Origin of the sequence: Micromonospora sp. AB353, assembly GCF_049538395.1 — a bacterium.
Taxonomy (GTDB): Bacteria; Actinomycetota; Actinomycetes; order Mycobacteriales; family Micromonosporaceae; genus Micromonospora; species Micromonospora aurantiaca.
On sequence record NZ_JBMVFV010000021.1, the window covers coordinates 20,837 to 33,692 of the forward strand.

Annotated in this window: 13 protein-coding genes and 1 pseudogene; 5 read left to right on the top strand and 9 right to left on the bottom strand. The window is 72.4% G+C overall.

Going from position 1 to position 12,856, the window contains the following annotated elements; translation table 11 throughout:
- Positions 1-112 precede the first annotated feature (112 nt).
- Both ACPCK6_RS12085 and ACPCK6_RS12090 read right to left on the bottom strand, forming a co-directional pair.
- Positions 113-775, bottom strand: coding sequence for a DedA family protein (locus ACPCK6_RS12085; protein WP_318335520.1), 663 nt, complete (start codon positions 773-775; stop codon positions 113-115).
- Positions 776-845: 70 nt separating this feature from the next.
- Entirely contained in the window at positions 846-1,439 is a 594-nt protein-coding gene (locus tag ACPCK6_RS12090) for a DUF1349 domain-containing protein (protein WP_423481148.1), read from the bottom strand.
- A gap of 53 nt (positions 1,440-1,492) precedes the next feature.
- Between ACPCK6_RS12090 and ACPCK6_RS12095 the strand changes: the two genes are divergently transcribed.
- Together ACPCK6_RS12095 and fabG are read left to right on the top strand one after the other, a co-directional pair.
- A complete protein-coding gene (locus tag ACPCK6_RS12095; protein ID WP_396881196.1) occupies positions 1,493-3,145 on the top strand; it encodes an alpha-amylase family protein in 1,653 nt (550 codons plus the stop codon).
- Between the two features lie 60 nt (positions 3,146-3,205).
- A complete protein-coding gene (gene fabG, locus ACPCK6_RS12100; RefSeq protein ID WP_318335517.1) occupies positions 3,206-3,964 on the top strand; it encodes a 3-oxoacyl-ACP reductase FabG in 759 nt (252 codons plus the stop codon).
- On the opposite strand, the pseudogene ACPCK6_RS12105 reads toward fabG, so the two are convergent.
- Both ACPCK6_RS12105 and ACPCK6_RS12110 read right to left on the bottom strand, forming a co-directional pair.
- A pseudogene (locus ACPCK6_RS12105) lies at positions 3,937-4,412 on the bottom strand (hypothetical protein). The gene fabG and the pseudogene ACPCK6_RS12105 overlap by 28 nt on opposite strands.
- On the bottom strand, positions 4,405-4,821 hold the full coding sequence (locus ACPCK6_RS12110) for a hypothetical protein (protein WP_396881197.1): 417 nt from the start codon (positions 4,819-4,821) through the stop codon (positions 4,405-4,407). The pseudogene ACPCK6_RS12105 and the gene ACPCK6_RS12110 overlap by 8 nt, the downstream one beginning before the upstream one ends.
- A gap of 131 nt (positions 4,822-4,952) precedes the next feature.
- On the opposite strand from ACPCK6_RS12110, the gene ACPCK6_RS12115 reads away from it, so the two are divergent.
- The gene (locus ACPCK6_RS12115; RefSeq protein ID WP_396881198.1) at positions 4,953-5,849 is read left to right on the top strand and encodes a Gfo/Idh/MocA family protein; all 897 of its coding nucleotides are present in this window, start codon (positions 4,953-4,955) and stop codon (positions 5,847-5,849) included.
- A 59-nt stretch (positions 5,850-5,908) separates the two neighbouring features.
- Here ACPCK6_RS12115 and ACPCK6_RS12120 read toward each other — a convergent pair whose 3' ends face one another.
- Positions 5,909-6,106, bottom strand: coding sequence for a DUF2795 domain-containing protein (locus ACPCK6_RS12120; protein ID WP_318335514.1), 198 nt, complete (start codon positions 6,104-6,106; stop codon positions 5,909-5,911).
- A 200-nt stretch (positions 6,107-6,306) separates the two neighbouring features.
- On the opposite strand from ACPCK6_RS12120, the gene ACPCK6_RS12125 reads away from it, so the two are divergent.
- Positions 6,307-7,563, top strand: a complete 1,257-nt coding sequence (locus ACPCK6_RS12125; protein WP_423481149.1) for an erythromycin esterase family protein — start codon at positions 6,307-6,309, stop codon at positions 7,561-7,563.
- 34 nt (positions 7,564-7,597) lie between these two features.
- On the opposite strand, the gene ACPCK6_RS12130 is transcribed toward ACPCK6_RS12125, so the two are convergent.
- The 3 genes from ACPCK6_RS12130 to ACPCK6_RS12140 form a co-directional block, all read right to left on the bottom strand.
- On the bottom strand, positions 7,598-9,778 hold the full coding sequence (locus tag ACPCK6_RS12130) for an MMPL family transporter (RefSeq protein ID WP_318335512.1): 2,181 nt from the start codon (positions 9,776-9,778) through the stop codon (positions 7,598-7,600).
- Positions 9,779-9,806: 28 nt separating this feature from the next.
- Positions 9,807-10,352 carry a TetR/AcrR family transcriptional regulator gene (locus ACPCK6_RS12135; protein WP_423481150.1) on the bottom strand — a complete coding sequence of 182 codons (546 nt, stop codon included), beginning with the start codon at positions 10,350-10,352 and terminating at the stop codon, positions 9,807-9,809.
- A 228-nt stretch (positions 10,353-10,580) separates the two neighbouring features.
- A complete protein-coding gene (locus tag ACPCK6_RS12140) occupies positions 10,581-10,982 on the bottom strand; it encodes a winged helix-turn-helix transcriptional regulator (RefSeq protein ID WP_396881200.1) in 402 nt (133 codons plus the stop codon).
- Between the two features lie 90 nt (positions 10,983-11,072).
- Between ACPCK6_RS12140 and ligD the strand changes: the two genes are divergently transcribed.
- Positions 11,073-12,029, top strand: a complete 957-nt coding sequence (ligD, locus tag ACPCK6_RS12145; RefSeq protein ID WP_423481151.1) for a non-homologous end-joining DNA ligase — start codon at positions 11,073-11,075, stop codon at positions 12,027-12,029.
- Between the two features lie 12 nt (positions 12,030-12,041).
- Here ligD and ACPCK6_RS12150 read toward each other — a convergent pair whose 3' ends face one another.
- Positions 12,042-12,773: a DUF1275 family protein gene (locus tag ACPCK6_RS12150; protein ID WP_396881202.1), complete on the bottom strand. Its 732-nt coding sequence runs from the start codon at positions 12,771-12,773 to the stop codon at positions 12,042-12,044.
- Positions 12,774-12,856 lie beyond the last annotated feature (83 nt).

Here is a 12,856-nt window from a genome sequence, read left to right on the forward strand (position 1 = left end):
AACCGGGACCGGCCCTGCCCGGGCGGCGGCGTGGTCGCCGACTGCTCCGGCATCGCGCAGAACACCTGGGAGTTCACCGGCTTCACCGCGGGCTTCTGAGCCCGCGCGGTGGTCAGCGCCCGGCGGTCACCGACTGCCGGGCGCGCCGCCGGCGCACCTTCTTCACCGCCCAGCTCACGATCATGAAGCCGAAGACGGCGAAGATCGCGTAGTTGAACCACTGGCTGTACCTGTCGACGTCCTCCCACCGCGACCCGAGGGCGAAGCCGGCGCCGACGATCAGGGCGTTCCACACCCCGCTGCCGAGCGTGGTGAGCAGGATGAACTCGCCCAGCGGCATCCGGTTGGCGCCGGCCGGGATCGAGACCAGGCTGCGCACCACAGGCACCACCCGGCCGATCAGCACCGCCCACCGGCCGTGCCGCTCGAACCAGCGGTCGGCCTTCTCCAGATCCTCCAGGTCGACCAGCGGGATGTGGTCCAGCCAGCGCTTGAGCCGGTCCTCGCCGAGCGCCGCGCCGAGCCAGTAGAGCACCAGCGCGCCGATCAGCGAACCGACTGTCGCGGCGACCACGATGACCACCACGTTGAACCGGCCCTCGGCGGACAGGTAACCGGCCATCGCCAGCACGATCTCGCTCGGGATCGGCGGGATGATGCTCTCCAGCGCCACCAGCAGCGCCACACCGACCGCGCCGAGCGAGTCGATCACGCTCGCCACCCAGCCGGTCAGCCCGGTGAACTGGTTCGGGTCGACGTCCTGGGCCAGGGCCATGGCGGTCCTTCCACGCGAGAGCCGGAGATCCGAAGGTGTTACCCGGACCGGCCGGTGTCACACCTGTGACTCAGGCCTCCGGATGCAACGCGGCGTCCGCCGGACCCCGCCGCCAGCCGGTGAAGCGGACCAGCAGCCCGCCCCGGCTGGGCGAGCAGCAGTACGGCCCGGCCGACGCCTCCGCCGCCGGGTCGAGCGGCGCGACCCGGACCAGCCGCCACGGCTCGTCCGCGCACCGGGCCCGTACGGTCAGCGCGTCGCCGGCCCGGCTCACCCGGACCGTCACCTCCCGGCCCGACCACTGCGGCACCGGCGCCACCGACCAGTCCGAGAACTCGTCGGTGACCACGGCGCCGACCTGCGGCGCGCCGTCGCTCACCTCGACCCCGGCCTTGGTCCACCGCCGGTCGTCCACCCGCACCAGCACGCCGGCCTGGTCGAACTGGGCCGTGTAGTCGAGGACGAACGACACCTCCACGGCGCTGCCCGCCGGGAACGGCGCGAGCAGTGCCGAGCCGTCGTCGTGCACGAAGCCGTAGCTGGTGCGCCGCCAGAAGTCGCTGCCGCCGTGCGGCTCGACCAGCAGGCCGCCGCCGACCGGCTCGGCCCGCTCCGGCGGATTCAGCCAGGTGCCGGCGGACCAGTCGTACGCCTCCTCGCTCATCGGAGCACCGTACCGGGTTTGCCGTCGCGCGCGTTCGGAGAAGTAGTCCTCGCATGGGTGACAGGTGGTATCAGGAGGCGGTCGTCTACTGCCTCGACGTCGACACGTACGCGGACTCCGACGGCGACGGGGTGGGTGACTTCCAGGGGCTGATCGGCCGGCTGGACTACCTGGCCCGGCTCGGCGTGACCTGCCTGTGGCTGAACCCGATCCACCCCTCGCCCAACAAGGACGACGGGTACGACGCGACCGACTTCTACAACGTCGACCCGCGCCTGGGCACGCTCGGCGACTTCGCCGAACTGCTGCACCAGGCGAGCAACAGGGGCATCCGGGTGATCATCGACCTGGTGGTCAACCACACCTCGGACCAGCACCCGTGGTTCCAGTCCGCCCGCTCGTCGCCGGACTCGCCGTACCGGGACTGGTACGTCTGGGCCGACCACGAGCCGGCCGACCGCCACCAGGGCATGGTGTTCCCGGGCGAGCAGCACGAGACGTGGACCTACGACCGGACCGCCAAGGCGTGGTTCTACCACCGCTTCTACAAGTTCCAGCCGGACCTGAACATCGAGAACCCGAAGGTCCGCGCGGAGATCAAGAAGATCACGTCGTTCTGGCTCCAGCTCGGCGTCTCCGGCTTCCGGATGGACGCCGTGCCGTTCATCATCGAGCGCACCGAGCCGGGCAACCCGAACTCGCCGAAGGACTTCGACTTCCTCACCGACCTGCGTCAGCACGTGCAGTGGCGGCGCGGCGACGCGGTCCTGCTGGCCGAGGCGAACGTCGAGCCGGACGAGCTGCCCGTCTACTTCGGTGACGGCAGCGGCTCGGGCAACCGGATCCATATGCTGTTCGACTTCATGCTCAACGGCCGGCTGATGCTGGCGTTCGCCCGGGAGGACCCGGAGGCGATCATCGACGCGCTGCGGGACACCCCGAAGCTGCCCACCGGCGGGCAGTGGGCCACGTTCCTGCGCAACCACGACGAGATCGACCTGTCCCGGCTCACCGCCGACCAGCGCAACGACGTGCTGGCGAAGTTCGGGCCGGACGAGAACATGCAGCTCTACGGCCGGGGCATCCGCCGCCGGCTCGCCCCGATGCTCGGCAACGACCGACGGCACATCGAGCTGGCGTACTCGCTGCAGTTCTCGCTGCGCGGCACGCCGGTGCTGCGCTACGGCGAGGAGATCGGCATGGGGGAGAACCTGGCGCTGGACGGGCGCGACGCGATCCGTACCCCGATGCAGTGGTCCTACCAGGACAACGCGGGCTTCTCCACCGCCGAGCCGGAGAAGCTGGTCCGCCCGGTGATCGACAAGGGCGAGTACGGCTACCAGAACGTCAACGTGACCGCCCAGCGCAAGGATCCGCGGTCGCTGCTCGGCTGGTTCGAGCGGATGATCCGGACGCTGCGGGAGGCACCGGAGACCGGCTCGGGCAGCACCACCCACATCGACGTGCCGATGCCGCCCGGCGTGCTCGCGCACCGCGCCGACGGCCGTACCGGGACCATGGTCTTCCTGCACAACCTGGGAACCGAGGACGTGGAGGTGGACCTGAGCACGCTGGCGCCGGAGGCGGACCTGCCGATCGACGTGCTCAGCGACCGTAACTACGAGGACGTGGGCAAGCTCGACCGGCTCAAGCTCGCCGGGTACGGCTACCGGTGGATCCGGCTCTGCCGGGGCCACGAGCGGTAGGGGGCGCCTACCGGCGGGTTAAGCTCCTTCGATCGAGCCACAAGTTACCGGGAGGTAAGCATGTCGGAGGAGCCCCGCGTCGCCATCGTCACCGGAGCCGCGCGCGGCATCGGGGCGGCGACCGCCCGCCGGCTGGCGGCCGACGGCATGGCCGTCGCCGTGGTCGACATCGACGAGTCCGCCACCAAGGAGACGGTGGACGCCATCGGCTCGGCCGGCGGACGGGCGCTCGGCGTCGGCGCCGACGTGTCCGACCGGGCCCAGGTCGAGGCGGCCGTGGAGCGGATCGCCGCCGAACTCGGCGCGCCGACCGTCCTGGTCAACAACGCCGGCGTGCTGCGCGACAACCTGCTGTTCAAGATGACCGAGAGCGACTGGGACACGGTCATGGGCGTGCACCTGCGCGGGGCGTTCCTGTTCAGCCAGGCCGCGCAGAAGCACATGGTCGAGGCGAAGTGGGGCCGGATCGTCAACCTGTCCAGCACGTCCGCGCTCGGCAACCGGGGCCAGGCGAACTACTCGGCCGCCAAGGCCGGCCTCCAGGGCTTCACCAAGACGCTGGCGATCGAACTGGGCCCGTTCGGTGTCACCGTCAACGCGGTCGCGCCGGGCTTCATCGTCACCGACATGACCGCCGCCACCGCGGCCCGGATGAAGGTCGACTTCGACGACCTCCAGAAGCACGCCGCCGCCGAGATCCCGGTCCGCCGTCCCGGCCGCCCGGAGGACGTCGCGCACACCATCTCGTTCCTGGCCAGCGAGGGCGCGTCCTTCGTCTCCGGCCAGGTCATCTACGTCGCCGGCGGTCCGAAGGACTGACCGGCCCGGCCCGGCGCGGGCCCGCTCAGGCGGGGTCGCGCCGGGTGCGCCACAGCCAGAACAGGCCGAGCACCGGCAGCACCAGCGGCACGTAGCCGTAGCCGCTGCCGAAGTCGGACCAGACCGTCTCGTCCGGGAACAGCTCCTTGTCGGCGATGCTCAGCACACCCACCCCGAGCACGCCGACCAGCTCGACCGTGCAGCAGGCCAGCGCGACCCGGCGGCCGGCGTGCCCGGCCCGGGCCAGCCCGACCGCCGCCACGATGTAGATCAGCGCCGCCACCGCGGACAGCAGGTACGCCACCGGCGCCTCGTCGAACTTGGTGGCGATCTGCAAGCTCGCCCGCGAGGTCGCGGCGATGGCGAACACGATGTAGACGGCGATCAGCAGCCGCCCCGGGCCGCGGTTGGTGGCGCGCTGCTCGTGCGCGGTCGTGGTGTCAGCCACCGAGAACCTCCCAGGTCTGCTGCAGCCGTACCGCCACCACCGGAGTGACCAGGCAGATCGCGCAGACGATGCCCGAGCCCCAGCGGGTCGGCTCCATCCGGGCCAGTACCCAGGCCAGCGGCGGCAGGCAGACGAGCGTCGCCAGGTAGCCGAAGAACGCGCCCGGCTCGCCCGGCCGCTCGCCGCCGCCGAGCGCGACGAGAGCCGTCACGGTGAGCGCGAGCAGCGCCACCTCCAGCACGGCCAGGCCGACGAACTGGATCCGGTCCGGCGGCCGGTGGCGTACCGCCGCGACCAGGGCCCAGACGGCGACCGCCAGCGAGATCACGATCGCGACCGTGGCGAGCGGCCCGTCCACCGGGGAGGCGGAGGCGGCCGCCGCGCTGGTCGTCGACACGGTGTCGTTCACCGGCACAGCCTACTAACCGGTGTAGTAGCGGCTCGCCCGCCGGGTCGGGGCGCGCCGGACGGGCCGGAGGACTAGCGTGGATCACGGTCCCGGCATACGCCGGTGGCAGACGTCGACGGCAGGGGGTCGGGGTGCGGTTCGGGTTGTTCGGCACCGGTTACTGGGCGGCGGAGACGCATGCCGCGGCCATCGAGGCGCACCCGCGGGCACGGCTCGCCGGCGTCTGGGGGCGGAACCCGGCGAAGGCGGAGGAGCTGGCCACCCGGCACGGCGTACCGGCCTTCACCGACGTGGACGCGCTCATCGACGCCTGCGACGCGATCGCCGTGGCGCTTCCGCCGGACGTGCAGGCCGACATCGCCGTCCGTGCCGCCACCGCCGGGCGGCACCTGCTGCTGGACAAGCCGCTGGCGCTCGACCTCGCCGACGCCGACCGGGTGGTCGACGCCGCACAGGCGTCCGGGGTGGCCTCGGTGGTCTTCTTCACCCAGCGCTTCCACCCGAACGTCACCGGGTTCCTCGCCTCGACCGCCGCCGCGGGCGGCTGGCAGCACGCCCGCGCCACCATGTTCGCGTCGATCTTCCAGCCCGGGAACCCGTACGGCGACTCGACCTGGCGGCGGGAGCGCGGCGCGCTGTGGGACATCGGCCCGCACGCGTTGTCGCTGATCCTGCCCGTGCTCGGCCGGGTCACCCGGGTCGCCGCGATGGACGGCCCGAGTGGCCTGGTGCACCTGCTGCTCACCCACGACGGCGGCGCCACCAGCTCGCTCTCGCTCACCCTGGACGCGCCGTCCGAGGCGGTCACCCGGGACTTCGTCTTCTTCGGCGAGAACGGCACCGAGATCGTCCCGCCCGGCGACGGCAGCGCGCTCCAGGCGTTCGGCGCCGCGCTCGACCAGTTGCTGGAGGAGGTCGACGCCGGCACCCGCGACCACCGCTGCGACGTGCGGTTCGGCCGCGAGGTGGTGGCGGTGCTGGACGCCGCGCAGACCGCCCGCGCCCAGGCCCGCACCGTCGAGATGTAAGGAAGGGCCCCTTCTTAACGCCTCGGGTAGAGGAAGGGCCCCCGCTTAACACCCGCCGGTCAGGCGTCGGCCAGCGTGACCAGCGCCTCGCCCAACTCGGTGGGGGTGTGGAACTCCTCGGCCGGCAGGGACCGCAACGCCTGGAGCGCCTCGGTGCCTGCGCCGTTCTCCTGGCCCCAGCGGACCAGATCCTCCCGCGAGACCGGGTAGTCGAGCCCGGCCAGGAACTCCCGCAACTGCGCACCGGTGACGGTCATGCCGCCCGGCTACCCATTGAGCCCGGCACCATGCCCGCCACCGGGACCGGGCCCGCGTCCGCCGCCCGTCCGCCGCCCGGACCGGGCCGTACCCGCCGCCGTACGCCCGCCGCCGGGACCGGGCCGCATCCGCCGCCGTACGCCCGCCGCCGGACCCAGCGGCGGCGGTTTGCCCCGACGGGCCCCGGGTAGCCGCGGACATGCTGGTACAGCGGCTCGGCGCGCCGAGCGACTTCGACCCCTTGCTGGACCGCGTACGGGACGCCCGGGTGGTGATGATCGGCGAGGCGACGCACGGCAGCTACGACTACTACCGGCTGCGGGAGCAGTTGACCCGGCGGCTCATCGCCGAACAGGGGTTCGACTTCGTGGCGGTGGAGGGGGACTGGCCGGACTGCGACCGGGTGCACCGGTCGGTGGTCGGCGCGCCGGGCGGGCTGGCCGATCCGCTGGTGGCACTGGAACGGTTCGAACGCTGGCCCACCTGGATGTGGGCGAACGCCGAGGTGGCCCGCTTCTGCCGCTGGCTGCGGGCGTGGAACCTGGAACGCCCGGAGGGGGAGCGGGCCGGCTTCCACGGGCTGGACGTGTATTCCCTCTGGGAGTCGATGCAGGCCATCTTCGACTACCTCGGTGAGGAGGATCCGGCCTCGCTGGAGGCGGCTCAGGAGGCGTACCGCTGCTTCGAGCCGTACGGTAAGCGGCCCGAGGAGTACGCGATGGCCAGCCGGTTCGTCTCCGCCCGGTGCGAGGAGGAGGTGGTCCGGCTGCTGGCGCGTACCCGGGAACAGGCCGCCGCGGACGGCCCGGACCGCTTCTCGGCCTGGCAGAACGCGGAGGTGGTGGCCGGCGCGGAGCGGTACTACCGGGCGATGGTCGGCGGCGGCCCCGAGTCGTGGAACGTCCGCGACGTCCACATGACCGACACGCTCGACCGGTTGCTGGACCGGTACGGGCCGGAATCGCGGGGCATCGTGTGGGCGCACAACACGCATGTCGGCGACGCCCGGGCGACCGACATGGCGGCGGACGGCATGGTCAACATCGGGCAGCTGGGCCGGGAACGGTACGGCCGGGACGCGGTGGCGCTGATCGGCTTCGGCAGCTGGCACGGCAGTGTGGTCGCGGCGCCGCGCTGGGGCTCACCGGCCGAGACGATGGTGGTGCCGCCGGCCCGGGAGGGTTCGGTGGAGCACCGGCTGCACGAGCTGATGCCGGACCGGGCGGTGCTCGTCTTCGGCGGCGACGACCAGCCGGAGTGGGTGACCGGCGAGGCGGACCACCGGGCCATCGGGGTGGTGTACGACCCGAGCTTCGAGTCCTGGGGCAACTATGTGCCGACCCGGCTGGGCGAGCGCTACGACGCGTTCATCTGGTGCGACGAGACGACGGCGCTGCACCCGCTGCCGACGCTCGTGACGCCGGGTGAGATGGAGACGTACCCGGCGGGTGTGTGACGGGTGGGGCCCGGACGGGCCCCACCCGCACCGATCACACGTTCGCGTGCTGCTTCTCGGCGAGGTGGGCGCGCAGGCCCTCACCCTCGACGTCCACGTTGGGCAGGATCTTGTTCAGCCAGCGCGGCAGCCACCAGGCGGCGTTGTTCAGCAACGACATCACCGCCGGCACGATCGTCATCCGGACCACGAACGCGTCGATGGCGACACCGATCGCGAGCGCGAAGCCCATCGACTTGATGATCGGATCCTCCAGGAAGACGAAGCCGCCGAACACCGAGATCATGATGAGCGCGGCGGCGGTGACCACCCGGGCGCCGTGGCCCATGCCGTTGATGGTGGCCTGCTGGGCGGTGTCGCCGTGCACGAAGTCCTCACGCATCCGGGAGACCAGGAAGACCTCGTAGTCCATGGCCAGGCCGAACAGGATGCCGATGAGCAGGATCGGCAGGAAGCTGACCAGCGGGGCCGGGGTGTCCAGGCCGACCAGGTCGGCCAGGTGGCCCTGCTGGAACACCGCGACGGTGATGCCGAACGTGGCCGCCACGGTGAGCAGGAAGCCCAGCGCGGCCTTGACCGGCACCAGGATCGACCGGAACACCAGCATCAGCAGCAGGATCGACAGGCCCACCACCAGCAGCAGGTAGACCGGCAGCGCGTCGGAGAGCTTCTCCGACACGTCGATGCCGACTGCGGTGACGCCGGTGAGCAGCACGTCGGCGTTCTGGATGCCGGAGACCTGCTTGCGGATGTCGTGCACGACCGTCTCGGTGGCCTCGTCGGTCGGGCCGGTCTTCGGGATCACCCCGATCAACGCGGTACGCCCCGACGGGTCGACCTGCGGCGGGGCCACGGCCAGTACCCCGTCGGTCTTCTGGACCAGCGCGGTCACCTGCGGGATGGCGGCCTGCGTGTCCTGCGGCGAGTCGGCGGTCACCACGACCGCGAGCCGGCCGGTGAAGCCGGGGCCGAAGCCCTCACGGATCAGGTCGCTGCTGACCCGGGCCGGGGTGCCCTCGGCGGCGGCGGACGCGTCCGGCAGCGCCAGGCGCATGTCCTGGGCCGGGATCGCGAGCAGGCCGAGGCCGAGCAGGCCGACCAGGATCACCGGGACGCGCAGCTTGGTCACCCACCGCGCCCAGCGGAAGCCGAAGCCGGAGCGGTCCTCCGAGCCGGTGGTCGGATCCTCGACCGCCTTGCGGTCACGCAGCTTGCGCGGCAGCACCTTGTGGCCGGCGAAGCCGAGCAGCGCCGGGGCCAGCGTGATCGCCACCAGCACGGCCACCGTCACGGTGCCGGCGGCGGCCAGGCCCATCACGGTGAGGAACGGGATGCCCACCACGGCCAGGCCGGCGAGCGCCACCACGACCGTCGCGCCGGCGAAGACGACTGCCGAGCCGGCGGTGCCGACAGCGCGGCCGACCGCCTCCTCCGGGGAGAGCCCGTCGAGCAGGTTCTGCCGGTGCCGGGAGGTGATGAACAGCGAGTAGTCGATGCCGACCGCGAGGCCGAGCATCAGCGCCAGGATCGGCGCGGTGCTGGTCAGTTCGACCGCGCCGCTGAGCGCGAACAGACCGGCCATGCCGACGCCGACGCCGATGAGCGCGTTCAGCATGGTCATCCCGGCCGCCACGAGCGAGCCGAACGTGATCACCAGGACGATCGCCGCGACCAGCACGCCGATCGCCTCGGTCGAGCCGACCTCCGGCTCACCGTTCAGTACCTCGCCGCCGGGGGCGATCTGCCAGCCCTGCGCCTCGGCCTGCGCGCCGACCTTCTCGTACGCGTCGCGCTGCTCGTCGGTGACCTCGTCCGCGCCGCCGGCGAACTGCACCTGGATCAGCGCGTACCGGCCGTCCGGGGTGAGCGCCTGCGCCTGGTACGGGTCGACCGCGCCGACGACGCCGGGCAGCGTGGCCGCCTCCTCGGTGACCTGCTTGACCACCGCCTGTCCGGCGGGTGAGGTCAGCGCGCCGTCCTGCGGCGCCTTGATCGCGATGGTGCCGGTCGCGCCGCTGGCCGCCGGGAAGCGGTCGGCGAGCAGGTCGATCGCCTTCTGCGACTCGGTGCCCGGCATGGTGAAGTTGCTCGCCGTCGGGCCCTTCAGCGTGGCCGCGGCCAGGCCGAGGCCGACGAGTACGACGAGCCAGACGACGGCGACGAGTCGCCGCCGGCGCAGGGATGCCCGGCCGAGCCGGTACAGCAGGGTCGCCATGGACCTTCCTTGTCCTCGCAGGTTCGGTTCAGGTGGTGACTTCGAGCGCGCGGTACGCCACGGCGAGCAGCGCGGGTCGCAGCTGTTCGTCGGGGATGTCCAGGAACTCGCCGCAGGTCTCGGCGATGCCGGCGAGCACGACGAGCGCCGCGACGCGTGCCTCCGGACGGTCGGAGAAGCCGGAGAAGGCGGCGATGAGTTGTTCGGAGATCTGCTGGATGTGGGCGAACGCGGGCTGCTGGAGCAGGTCGGGGAACTCTCCCCGCAGCAACGCGATCTCCCGGCGGAAGCGGACCGCCAGGTCGACGAAGCCGTCCGCCGCGACGCGTTGGGCCTCGGCGCCGGTGTGTGCGGCGATCCGGACGTCCAGCTCCTCCAGCATCGTGATGGCCGGGGCCATCAGCTCGCAGAGCAGGGCGTCCTTGCTGGCGAAGTGGTAGAGCACCGTGGCCTTGGAGCAGCCGACGTCGCGGGCGATGTCCTGCAGCGAGGTGCCCCTGTACCCGGTGACGGCGAAGCGGCGAGCGGCGGCGGCCAGCAGCTCGTCGTGGGTGGCGGTGGTGGGTCGCGCCATGTCCTCCAGCATGCCTGACCGATCGGTCAGGTGCTGACCGATCGGTCAGATCCGCCGCGTGGCGTTCGCCACAACCGCCTGTTTCCGCAGGTCAGGCCGATGTCCCGGTCCAGTCGGCAAGCCATTCCCCGGACCAGGTGAGCGCGCCGGAGCGCAGGTCGGCGACGAGTCCGCGTACCCAGTCCAGCTCGGCGCGGAGCAACTGGGCCGGGCGGGTGGAGGGCTGAGTCAGGCCGGTGGGCCGCCGTGCCGCCGGTCGTACTCGGCCCGGGCCGCGCTGATCGCCTCGCGGTGCCGCTCCGCCCAGTTCGTCAGCGCCACCAGCGACTCGTACAGCTCCCGGGCCATCGGCGTGGCCGTGTACTCGACCTTCGGCGGCACCGTGGGATGCACGTGCCGGTCCAGCAGCCCGTCCCGCTCCAGGTTGCGCAGCGTCAGCGTGAGCATCCGCCGGCTGATCCCCTCCACCCGGCGCTCCAGCTCGGTGAAGCGGACCGGGCCGGCCGAGGCGGCGATCAGGATGCCGATGGCCCACTTGCCGCCGACCCGGTCCAGCGCCTCCCGCACGGTGCAGGCGCTGGCCTGCCCCGCCGCGTCCGGTCCGCACCGGTCCGCCTCCGCCTCACCCACGCCCCCGATCGTCGCAGGTGCCGGCCGGTACGGCGCGCCGGGCACCGTGTCGGGGTTGCCGAGCCGGGCCCGGCCCGGGAAGGTGGTCCGATGGGCGCCGACGAGACCCGGGCCGGAGTGTCGCTGACCAACCTCGACCAGCCGCTGTTCGACGGCGCCGGGGCGACCAAACGCGACCTGGTCGACTACCTCGACGCGATGGCTGACCGGATCCTGCCGGAACTGCGGGACCGGCCGCTGTCGGTGCTGCGGGTGCGGCCCGGCCAGGAGCCGTTCATGCAGAAGAACCTGCCGAAGTACACGCCCGACTGGGTGCGCCGCACCGAGGTGTGGGCGGAGGCGTCGCACCGGCGGATCTCGTACGCGCTCTGCGACGACCGGCGGACGCTGCTCTGGTTCGCCAACCAGCGTGCGGTGGAGTACCACCCGACGCTGGCCCGCGCCGGTGCGCCCGAGCACCCGTCCCACCTGGTGCTCGACCTGGACCCGCCGGAGGGTGACGCGTTCGGCGCCGTGGTGCGGGTCGCGCTGCTGGTGCGGCAGGCGCTCGCCGACGCCGGGCTCGCAGGTGCGGTGAAGACGAGCGGCGCCAAGGGGCTGCACGTGATCGTGCCGGTGGACCCGGCCACCACGGCGGAGGAGGCCGCCGCCGCGACCCGGGCGCTCGCCGCCCGTACCGAACGGCTCGACCCGGCGGCCGCGACCACCGCGTTCATCGTCGCCGACCGCGGCGGCCGCGTCTTCGTCGACTCCACCCGGGCGTACGGCGCGACGGTGGTGGCCGCCTACAGCCCTCGGATCCGGCCGGGCGCCCCGGTGTCGTACCCGGTGGGCTGGACCGACCTGGAGTCGGCGAGCCCGGCCGACTTCACCGTGCGGACCGTGCCCGCGCTGCTGGGGGACCGGGATCCCTGGGCGGAGGCGCTGCCCGCGCCGCAGCGCCTGCCGGCGGACCTGGTCGAGCAGGGGCGGACCATCCCGGTGGCCCGGGTGCAGGCGATGCATGAGGGCAAGCGCCGTGCGAAGGCCCGCCGCGAGGCCGGGTGACGCCGCTGCGCGTCAGCGTCGCCGGGTCGCCGTCGCCGGTGGCCGCTTACCCCAGGTGAACGCGATGAGCACCACGGCCAGCGCCCAGGTGACGATCATCGTCCAGATCGGGCGGGTCTCGGTGGCCGCGCCGACGAACCCGCCGATCGCGTAGCTGACCAGGCAGAGCAGGCCGGTCGCGGCGAGCCGCCCGGCCGCGCTGCGGCCCTCCGGCTCGAACACCCAGTCGGCGATGCCCTTCGTGGTGCGCAGCACGGTGCCGGTCTGGTACGACGTGGCGGTCTGCACGCCGAACGTGCGGACGACGAGCCCGCCGAGGATGCCGACCGGGAACGCCAGCAGCGCGGTCAGGATCGTGCGCTCGGTCAGCGAGTCGCGTCCCGAGTCGAGGGACCGGTCCACCAGCCCCCAGAGCACGAGCAGCGCCAGCATGGTGAGCAGTTCCATGCCCGGCGGGGTGAGCGGGCCGGCCGGGCGCACGCGGCGGATCCCGGCGCCGAGCAGGCCGCCGAGGCCGAACGCGACAAGTGACGCCACCGCGGCCGGCCAGGGCGGAAAGTGATCGGCGGCACCCATTCCGACGAACGCCACGTTGCCGGTCTGAATACCCACGAACACCTTGTACTTGAGGAACGAGAAGGCGTCGACCACGCCGGCGAGGCCGGTGGCGAGCGCAAGTGCCAGAAACGGTATGTGGAAGTCGTGTTCCCCCACCCGCCAACGATCCTCCGCGTTGTTGGACATCGCCCTCCCTACCCCTGGTTGCACCCGTGAAACGGGTATGGCGCGCGATGCGCAGAAGTGCCGGGAAAATTGTCTCTCGTCCT

Excerpts from the sequence above, each read along its gene's own strand:
- ACPCK6_RS12150 (WP_396881202.1), bottom strand. The coding sequence starts at position 12,773 with ATGTCCAACAACGCGGAGGATCGTTGGCGGGTGGGGGAACACGACTTC.
- ACPCK6_RS12095 (WP_396881196.1), top strand. The coding sequence starts at position 1,493 with ATGGGTGACAGGTGGTATCAGGAGGCGGTCGTCTACTGCCTCGACGTC.
- ACPCK6_RS12125 (WP_423481149.1), top strand. The coding sequence starts at position 6,307 with ATGCTGGTACAGCGGCTCGGCGCGCCGAGCGACTTCGACCCCTTGCTG.
- fabG (WP_318335517.1), top strand. The coding sequence starts at position 3,206 with ATGTCGGAGGAGCCCCGCGTCGCCATCGTCACCGGAGCCGCGCGCGGC.
- ACPCK6_RS12130 (WP_318335512.1), bottom strand. The coding sequence starts at position 9,778 with ATGGCGACCCTGCTGTACCGGCTCGGCCGGGCATCCCTGCGCCGGCGG.
- ACPCK6_RS12090 (WP_423481148.1), bottom strand. The coding sequence starts at position 1,439 with ATGAGCGAGGAGGCGTACGACTGGTCCGCCGGCACCTGGCTGAATCCG.
- ACPCK6_RS12085 (WP_318335520.1), bottom strand. The coding sequence starts at position 775 with ATGGCCCTGGCCCAGGACGTCGACCCGAACCAGTTCACCGGGCTGACC.
- ligD (WP_423481151.1), top strand. The coding sequence starts at position 11,073 with ATGGGCGCCGACGAGACCCGGGCCGGAGTGTCGCTGACCAACCTCGAC.
- ACPCK6_RS12120 (WP_318335514.1), bottom strand. The coding sequence starts at position 6,106 with ATGACCGTCACCGGTGCGCAGTTGCGGGAGTTCCTGGCCGGGCTCGAC.
- ACPCK6_RS12135 (WP_423481150.1), bottom strand. The coding sequence starts at position 10,352 with ATGGCGCGACCCACCACCGCCACCCACGACGAGCTGCTGGCCGCCGCC.